The organism is Bacteroides sp. (genome assembly GCF_052357945.1).
Lineage (GTDB): Bacteria > Bacteroidota > Bacteroidia > Bacteroidales > Bacteroidaceae > Bacteroides.
Window position 1 is genome coordinate 34732 of sequence record NZ_DAWCXD010000031.1, and the last position, 9324, is coordinate 44055.

The 9324-nt window shown below is 42.5% G+C and carries 5 protein-coding genes; 4 read left to right on the plus strand and 1 reads right to left on the minus strand.

From position 1 onward, the window contains the following. Window positions 1–256 precede the first annotated feature (256 nt). Window positions 257–3574, plus strand: coding sequence for a glycoside hydrolase family 2 TIM barrel-domain containing protein (locus tag ACT8YW_RS08630; RefSeq protein WP_444104639.1), 3318 nt, complete (start codon window positions 257–259; stop codon window positions 3572–3574). 32 nt (window positions 3575–3606) lie between these two features. After that, on the plus strand, window positions 3607–6456 hold the full coding sequence (locus ACT8YW_RS08635) for a glycoside hydrolase family 2 TIM barrel-domain containing protein (protein ID WP_444104640.1): 2850 nt from the start codon (window positions 3607–3609) through the stop codon (window positions 6454–6456). A gap of 42 nt (window positions 6457–6498) precedes the next feature. On the opposite strand, the gene ACT8YW_RS08640 is transcribed toward ACT8YW_RS08635, so the two are convergent. After that, window positions 6499–6903, minus strand: a complete 405-nt coding sequence (locus ACT8YW_RS08640) for an ACT domain-containing protein (protein WP_444104641.1) — start codon at window positions 6901–6903, stop codon at window positions 6499–6501. A gap of 179 nt (window positions 6904–7082) precedes the next feature. Here ACT8YW_RS08640 and ACT8YW_RS08645 point away from each other — a divergent pair, with 179 nt between their 5' ends. Both ACT8YW_RS08645 and ACT8YW_RS08650 read left to right on the plus strand, forming a co-directional pair. Beyond that, window positions 7083–7769: a response regulator transcription factor gene (locus ACT8YW_RS08645; RefSeq protein ID WP_444104642.1), complete on the plus strand. Its 687-nt coding sequence runs from the start codon at window positions 7083–7085 to the stop codon at window positions 7767–7769. Continuing rightward, entirely contained in the window at window positions 7766–9133 is a 1368-nt protein-coding gene (locus ACT8YW_RS08650) for a HAMP domain-containing sensor histidine kinase (RefSeq protein ID WP_444104643.1), read from the plus strand. The genes ACT8YW_RS08645 and ACT8YW_RS08650 overlap by 4 nt, the downstream gene beginning before the upstream one ends. Window positions 9134–9324 lie beyond the last annotated feature (191 nt).

Consider the following 9324-nt stretch of genomic DNA (forward strand, 5'->3'; position numbering starts at 1 on the left):
TTCTTTTATTGTTTTATACTGAATATAAGATATATGAGACATATCTTATAACAAAGAAAACCATTTCTGTGAAGATTATAACATATTTACAGCTCTTTTTGAGCGACTTATACGGTTATTTTAAATTGCAAGATATTTAATGTTAATACAATATTCTTATTTTAATATTCGATATTCAAATATTAATAGAATGAAACTTTCATCTTTTCCAATAAAAGAAAGGGGTACAAAATGCCCTTTCGTCCGTCTACTTGATATGAAGAAAAAAGAACGAATGAAAATATATACTTTACTATTGGGTGTATTGTTTGTAAGCCCGATACAGGCACAAACAATGCATGATTGGGAGAATCATCATGTTCTTCAGATCAATCGTGAACCGGCAAGAGCCGCTTTTACTCCTTTCTCTGTACAGAAAGGAGACGGTTCAATCTCTTTAGACGGAACTTGGAAATTTCGTTGGACTCCCGTTCCCAATGAAAGAGTCGTGAATTTCTATCAGACAAATTTTAATGATAAAGATTGGACGGACTTTCCTGTTCCCGCCAACTGGGAAGTGAACGGATATGGCACGCCTATCTATGTTTCAGCAGGTTATCCGTTTAAAATAGATCCTCCACGGGTGATGGGAGAACCGAAAGCTGACTATACCACGTATAAAGAACGGAACCCGGTAGGGCAATATCGCCGCACCTTTGTTTTGCCAGCCGGATGGGAAGCGAACGGGCAGACTTTTCTACGGTTTGAGGGCGTAATGAGCGCCTTTTATGTTTGGATCAATGGCGAACGGGTAGGGTATAGCCAAGGCAGTATGGAACCGAGCGAATTCAACGTCACGAAGTATCTGAAATCCGGAGAAAATCAGATTTCACTGGAAGTCTACCGGTATAGTGACGGTTCTTATCTGGAAGATCAGGATTTCTGGCGTTTTGGAGGTATTCATCGTAGTATTCATCTGATACATACACCGGATATTCATGTCCGTGATTATGCGGTACGCACTCTTCCTGCATCTGCCGATGATTATAAAGACTTTATTTTGCAGATTGATCCGCAATTCAGTGTATATCGAGGGATGACCGGAAAAGGGTATGTCTTACAGGGAGTATTGAAGGATGCTTCCGGCAAAGAAGTTGCCACATTGAAAGGCGATGTGGAAGATATTCTTGATTTGGAGCATAAAGCAAGCCGGATGAATGAATGGTATCCGCAGCGTGGCCCGCGTAAGATGGGACGTTTGTCAGCCATTATAAAATCGCCGGAAAGATGGACGGCAGAAACACCCTATCTTTATAAACTACACTTAACTCTCCAAAATGAAGAAGGAAAAGTCGTAGAACAGATAGAACAGGCCGTGGGCTTCCGCTCTGTAGAAATCAAAAAAGGACAACTGTTAGTGAATGGTAATCCGGTTCGTTTTCGTGGAGTGAACCGCCACGAACATGATCCACGGACGGCACGTGTCATGAGCGAAGAACGGATGCTTCAGGATATTCTTTTAATGAAACAGGCGAATATAAATGCCGTACGCACCAGCCATTACCCCAATGTCAGCCGTTGGTACGAGCTATGCGACAGCTTGGGATTGTACGTGATGGACGAAGCGGACATAGAAGAACACGGATTGCGTGGCACACTCGCAAGTACCCCCGACTGGCATGCGGCATTTATGGACCGTGCGGTCCGTATGGCGGAACGTGATAAGAATTATCCATGTATTGTAATGTGGAGCATGGGAAACGAAAGCGGTTACGGACCGAACTTCGCTGCTATTTCGGCATGGCTACATGATTTCGATCCCACTCGTCCTGTACACTATGAGGGGGCGCAGGGAGTGGACGGAAATCCTGACCCGAAGACGGTCGATGTTATCAGCCGCTTTTATACCCGGGTGAAACAGGAATACTTAAATCCCGGCATTGCACAGGGAGAGGACAAGGAACGCGCTGAAAATGCACGTTGGGAACGGTTGCTGGAGATTGCGGAGCGTACCAATGACGACCGTCCGGTAATGACGAGTGAATATGCACATTCCATGGGGAATGCATTAGGAAATTTCAAGGAATATTGGGATGAGATATATAGCAATCCCCGTATGCTGGGTGGTTTTATATGGGATTGGGTAGATCAGGGAATCTACAAGACATTACCCGATGGCCGTACCATGGTGGCTTACGGCGGTGACTTTGGCGATAAGCCGAATTTAAAAGCTTTCTGCTTTAATGGATTGCTGATGAGTGACCGTGAAACTACGCCTAAATATTGGGAGGTAAAAAAGGTATATGCACCGATTGAACTGAAAATGGAAAATGGAAAGCTGAAAGTGACGAACCGGAACCATCACATCGACTTGTCTTCCTATCGGTGTCTATGGACTGTATCTATAGATGGAAAACAGAAAGAGCAGGGAGAATTTACATTACCGGAAATAACTCCAGGCGAAAGTAAAACAATTGATTTGCCTGCTTTCCGTTCATTAAAAGGCGCTTATTCTTTAAGTAATAAAAGTGAGGAAATTAGTAAGACAAATAAAAAAACGGAGAAAACTCTTTCCGATTACCAACTGAAAGTAAGCATTGTTTTGAAATCGGATGCTCTTTGGGCAAAGGCAGGACATGAAGTGGCCTGGGAACAATTCTGCTTGCAGAAAGGAGATTTAGCTTCTGCCGATCTGATTAATAAAGGAGCGCTTCAGGTGAAAGAGGATGATAAATCTTTATTGATTAGCGGACGTAGTTTTTCTGTCCAGTGGGAAAAGAAAGTGAACGGAAGTATGACTTCCCTTATATATAAGGGCAAAGAAATGCTGGCTCACCCCGATGATTTTCCGGTTCAGCCTGTCACTCAAGTTTTCCGTGCTCCGACAGATAATGACAAGAGCTTCGGAAACTGGTTGGCTAAAGACTGGAAATTGCATGGAATGGATCATCCGCAGATAAATTTGGAATCTTTCCACCATGAAGAACGTGCAGACGGGGCGGTCATTGTCCGGATTCAAACAAGTAATTTATATAAAGAAGGAAAAGTGGTGACGACTTCTGTCTATACGGTCTTTTCAGATGGAACGATTGATCTGAAAACAACTTTCTTGCCACAAGGAGTTCTTCCTGAAATTCCCCGTTTAGGTATCGCATTCTGTCTGGCACCTGCTTATGATACATTTACCTGGTATGGCAGAGGGCCGCAGGATAACTATCCTGACCGCAAAACATCTGCTATGATAGGGCTTTGGAAAGGAAGCGTTGCAGAACAATACGTTCATTATCCACGTCCGCAGGACAGTGGAAACAAAGAGGAAGTGCATTATCTTACCTTGACCGACAAACAGAATAAAGGTATTCGTGTTGACGCGGTAGAAAACGCATTTTCTGCATCTGCCCTGCATTACACTGTACAGGACATCTATGAAGAAACTCACGATTGCAATTTAAAACCACGTGCGGAAGTCATTCTTAATATGGATGCTGCCGTACTCGGATTAGGAAACAGTAGTTGCGGACCGGGTGTATTGAAGAAATATGCCATAGAGAAAAAAGAACATACGCTGCATCTCCGCATCAGTAGTAAACAATGAAATAAATAACTAACACAATTATAAAAGTAACAATGAAAAAAGTAACCACTTTATTATCGACCTTAGCGTTGGCAACTACCCTGGCTGCTCAAAACCTTCCACAAACGGAAAGGCAATATCTCTCCGGGCACGGATGCGACGATATGGTTGAATGGGACTTCTTTTGTACCGACGGACGCAATTCCGGCAAATGGACGAAAATCGGCGTACCTTCCTGCTGGGAATTGCAAGGCTTCGGCACTTATCAGTATGGGATCACTTTCTATGGAAAGCCATTTCCAGAAGGCGTTGCCGATGAAAAAGGTATGTATAAGTACGAATTTGAAGTTCCGGAAAAGTTTCGCGGCAAACAGGTCAATCTTGTATTCGAAGCTTCAATGACAGATACGGAAGTAAAAGTGAACGGACGCAAAGTTGGTTCCAAACATCAGGGAGCCTTCTATCGTTTTTCATACAACGTCACGGATTTCCTGAAATATGGCAAAAAGAATTTACTGGAAGTCACTGTTGCCAAAGAGAGTGAAAATGCCAGTGTGAACCTTGCCGAACGTCGTGCTGATTATTGGAATTTTGGAGGTATCTTCCGCCCGGTGTTCCTGGAAGTGAAACCAGCCGTAAACCTGCGACACATTGCCATTGACGCAAAGATGGATGGAACTTTCCGTGCCAACTGCTACACAAATATCTCTAATGCCGGAATGAGCATCCGCACACAGATTTTAGATAAAAAAGGGAAAAAGATAACGGAAACCACCGTACCCGTAAAAGCAGGAGGCGACTGGACTTCCCTGCAACTGAATGTATCTAACCCCGCATTATGGACAGCGGAAACTCCGAATCTTTATAAAGCGCAATTCTCTCTATTGGATAAGGCCGGTAAGGTTTTGCATAGTGAAACAGAAAATTTTGGTTTCCGCACGATTGAAGTACGCGAAAGCGACGGACTTTATATAAACGGAGTACGTATCAATGTACGTGGTGTCAATCGCCATAGTTTCCGTCCTGAAAGTGGTCGTACGTTGAGTAAAGAGAAGAATATCGAAGACGTTCTCTTGATGAAAGGCATGAATATGAATTCTGTCCGTTTGAGCCACTATCCGGCTGACCCGGAATTTTTGGAAGCCTGTGATTCTCTCGGACTTTATGTGATGGATGAATTGGGAGGCTGGCATGGCAAGTATGATACCCCCACCGGAGTACGTCTGATTGAAGGCATGATAGAACGTGACGTGAATCATCCGTCTATTATTTGGTGGAGTAATGGTAATGAAAAAGGATGGAATACCGAACTAGATGGAGAGTTTCATAAATACGATCCGCAGAAACGTCCGGTTATTCACCCGCAAGGTAACTTCTCCGGTTTTGAAACCATGCATTACCGCTCTTACGGAGAAAGCCAGAACTACATGCGCTTACCGGAAATCTTTATGCCTACGGAATTCTTGCATGGTTTGTATGATGGCGGCCATGGTGCCGGATTATATGATTATTGGGAAATGATGCGCAAGCATCCCCGTTGTATCGGTGGCTTCCTTTGGGTATTGGCAGACGAAGGTGTGAAGCGTGTAGATATGGACGGATTCATCGATAACCAGGGAAACTTTGGAGCAGACGGTATTGTAGGACCACATCATGAAAAGGAGGGTAGCTACTACACTATCAAGCAGTTATGGAGCCCGGTGCAAATCATGAATACTTCTATCGACAAGCAATTTGATGGCAAATTCTCTGTAGAAAACCGTTATGATTATCTGAATCTGAATACTTGCCGTTTCCTTTGGAAGCAAGTAAAATTCCCGCTGGCAACAGATGCTTCCAATGCTGCTATTCAAGTGTTGAAAGAGGGTGAAGTGCAAGGCAGTGACGTAGTTGCTCACTCGGCAGGCATTTTGGATATAAAAACAAATATTCTCCCCAATGCAGACGCCCTTTTCCTGACAGCAATCGATCTATACGGTCATGAACTTTGGCGCTGGACTTTCCCGGTCAACAAACTGAATCAGCAGACTGAACAGCTTTCTCCCTTGTCCAGTCGTCCTACTTATACAGAGACAGAAAATGATCTTACTGTGAAAGCGAATAAGCGTACATTCATCTTCTCAAAGAAAGACGGACAACTGAAAGGGGTATCTGTAGATAACCGTAAGATTAACTTCGCCAATGGTCCTCGTTTCATTGGAGCCCGTCGTACAGACCGCTCATTGGATCAGTTCTATAACCATGATGATGAGAAAGCAAAAGAAAAAGACCGCACATACAGCGAATTCCCTGATGCTGCCGTATTTACGAAACTGGATGTGAAAGAAGACGGAGGTAATCTGGTTGTTACCGCCAATTATAAACTGGGCAATCTGGATAAAGCCCAATGGACAATTAACCCGAGTGGAGAACTGGCTTTGGATTATACCTACAATTTCTCCGGTGTCGTAGACTTGATGGGTATTCGTTTCGACTATCCTGAAGATCAGGTAATCAGCAAACGCTGGTTGGGTGCCGGACCTTACCGTGTATGGCAAAACCGTATTCACGGAACACAATACGATGTCTGGGAAAACGACTATAACGATCCTATCCCGGGTGAGACTTTCACATATCCCGAATTCAAAGGATACTTTGGTGATGTTTCCTGGATGAATATCCAAACGAAAGAAGGCACTATCAGCCTGACAAACGAAACTCCCGACGCTTATATCGGAGTATATCAGCCTCGTGATGGCCGCGACCGTTTGCTTTATACTCTCCCCAAAAGCGGAATCTCTGTCCTGAACGTGATTCCTCCGGTACGTAATAAAGTAAACTCCACCGATTTGTGTGGTCCCTCTTCACAACCGAAATGGGTAAATGGTCCACAAACCGGACGAGTCATTTTCCGGTTTATGTAAATGAATCATATAAAGGTATCCACATTGCGTTGGGTACCTTTCTTATTTAATCTTCTGAAGTTCGAGAATGGCATTCAGTGCTTGTTCCGCCTTCTCTTTAGGCACAAAAATATGGTCATGGTAATATGCTGCTATTACATTTGCGCTAATGTTTTTCTCTGTAAGTTTAGCCGAGAAAGCAGCTGTCAAGCCCACTGCATCTAAACTGGAATGTACATTGAGAGTAATAAGCCTGTAAACAGACTGGCAATCTATATCTTTGCCTATGGCATCTTTCAGGTCAAGAATGAAGGTCATACCTTCTTTCTCCTGGAAAAAACCGACTGGGTTTAATTCACGCATTTTATCCCAATCAAATGTCGGGAAAGAGCAAAAAACAAAGTCACGTTCATCCAATACAGGTTCCATATTGGATAATAATATATCTAAATCTTTAATACCTGACATGAGTTCAAATAGTGATGATTGCGCAAATATAACAAATATAAAATGGATGCAAGGTTCTTTCCCGCGAAATGTAGCCTATGCATATATTCTCACCGATTTTTCAAGGAAAAAGGCTATAAGTGGGGAATAATCATTATTTTTGTTTCGTTTTATACATTCAGATTAATGAATTCTTTCCTATGTACACAATACTAATTATAGAAGATGAACCCCGGGTTGCAAGTTTGCTGATGAACGGACTGGAGGAAAATGGCTATCAGACAATGGTGGCTTATGACGGACTGATGGGGTTACGGCTTTTTCAAACGCATACATTTGATCTGGTTATATCTGACATCGTTCTGCCTAAGATGGACGGATTTGAATTGGCGAAAGAAATTCGCAAAACCAATCCCAATATCCCTATATTGATGTTGACGGCATTAGGATCGACGAACGATAAACTGGACGGTTTCGATGCCGGTGCAGACGATTACATGGTGAAACCTTTTGATTTCAGAGAGTTAAATGCCAGAATCAAAGTGCTGTTGAAACGTGTGGCAGGTAATGCGCAGGAATTACTGCAGGAACTTATCTATGCAGATTTGCGTATTGATCTTCAACGGAAAGACGTAGAACGGAATGGTATATCCATAAAACTTTCTCCTAAGGAATACAACTTGCTGTTATATATGGTAGAAAATGCTGAAAGAGTATTGAGCAGGGTTGAAATAGCAGAAAAAGTATGGAACACCCATTTTGATACAGGAACGAATTTCATAGATGTATATATCAACTACCTTCGCAAAAAGATAGACCGGGATTTTGAACCGAAACTTATTCATACCAAGGCCGGAATGGGTTTCATACTGACTGATAAAATATGAAGATCAGGACAACGTTGACTCTACAATATGCAGGGCTTACAGCTGCGGTATTTTTCGTGTTTGTGATGGCTGTCTACTATGTAAGTGAACATTCGCGTAGCAATGCTTTCTTTCGTAATCTTCAAAGTGAAGCTATAACCAAAGCACATTTATTCCTTAAAAATCAAGTAGATGCTCAAACCATGCAGTCTATTTACCTGAATAATCAAAAGTTTATTAATGAAGTAGAGGTCGCTGTCTATACAACAGATTTTAAAATATTATATCACGACGCCTTGCAAAACGATATTGTTAAAGAAACGCCGGAGATGATAAAACGTATCCTGAAGCGAAAGAATATCAATTTCTATGTGGACGAATATCAGGCTATAGGACTGGTGTATCCGTTTGAAGGCAAAGACTATGTGGTTACTGCCGCAGCCTATGACGGTTACGGATATGCCAACCGGGACGCGCTAAGAAATATGCTCATTCTCCTATTTATCGGAGGGTTGAGCGTATTGGTGATTGTGGGTTACATCCTGTCCCGAAGTACTTTGAAGCCGATACGTAATATAGTGAAAGAAGCGGAAAAAATCACGGCATCGCATATTGATAAAAGATTGCCCGTAAAAAATGAACAGGATGAACTGGGAGAATTGAGTACAACATTCAATGCATTGTTGGAACGCCTGGAAAAGTCTTTCAACTCGCAAAAGATGTTCGTCAGTAATGTATCTCATGAATTGCGTACTCCCATGGCGGCCCTTACAGCCGAATTGGATTTAGCTTTATTAAAAGAACGGAGTTCCGAGCAATATCAGACAGCTATCGGCAATGCACTGCAAGACTCCCATCGGATTGTTAATCTGATCGACGGATTATTGAATCTTGCAAAAGCCGACTATCAGTCGGAACAGATAACCATGGAAGAAGTCCGTCTGGACGAGCTGTTGCTGGACGCCAGAGAACTGGTACTAAAAGCTCATCCGGATTATCACATCGAATTAGTATTCGAACAGGAAGCCGAAGAAGATAATGTGCTGACAGTAATTGGAAACAGCTATTTGCTGACCACTGCTTTTGTGAATCTGATAGAAAATAACTGCAAGTACTCTTCCAACCGAACTTCATCAGTTCTGATCGCCTATTGGGAGCAATGGGCGATTATCCGCTTGTCTGATAACGGTGTAGGCATGTCTGATACGGATAAAGAAAACCTGTTCAAGTTGTTTTATCGTGGAGAAAATAAGAGTATTGCCCCCGGAAATGGCATAGGCATGAACTTGACACAGAAAATTATTCATCTTCATAAAGGCGAACTTACCGTATCTTCTCACAAAGATGAGGGTACAACATTTGTGGTAAAGCTCCCGCATATCTAAGAAACTCTAATAGTTTTCTAATACCACTCTAATCATTCTCTAACACCTTCCCGGTGAAGTCTTCCTTACTTTTGCATCGAATTAACAAATGCAGTTAGTAACTTAAAAAAATTAGAGAGTATGGTGTGGAAGAAAAAACTGCGTTCATCACAGTACACATTCAATTCAGAGAGAGTATTTTTGGTTGCCAC

Coding starts and splice junctions, on each gene's coding strand:
- ACT8YW_RS08635 (WP_444104640.1), top strand. CDS start 3,607: ATGAAAAAAGTAACCACTTTATTATCGACCTTAGCGTTGGCAACTACC.
- ACT8YW_RS08650 (WP_444104643.1), top strand. CDS start 7,766: ATGAAGATCAGGACAACGTTGACTCTACAATATGCAGGGCTTACAGCT.
- ACT8YW_RS08630 (WP_444104639.1), top strand. CDS start 257: ATGAAGAAAAAAGAACGAATGAAAATATATACTTTACTATTGGGTGTA.
- ACT8YW_RS08645 (WP_444104642.1), top strand. CDS start 7,083: ATGTACACAATACTAATTATAGAAGATGAACCCCGGGTTGCAAGTTTG.
- ACT8YW_RS08640 (WP_444104641.1), bottom strand. CDS start 6,903: ATGTCAGGTATTAAAGATTTAGATATATTATTATCCAATATGGAACCT.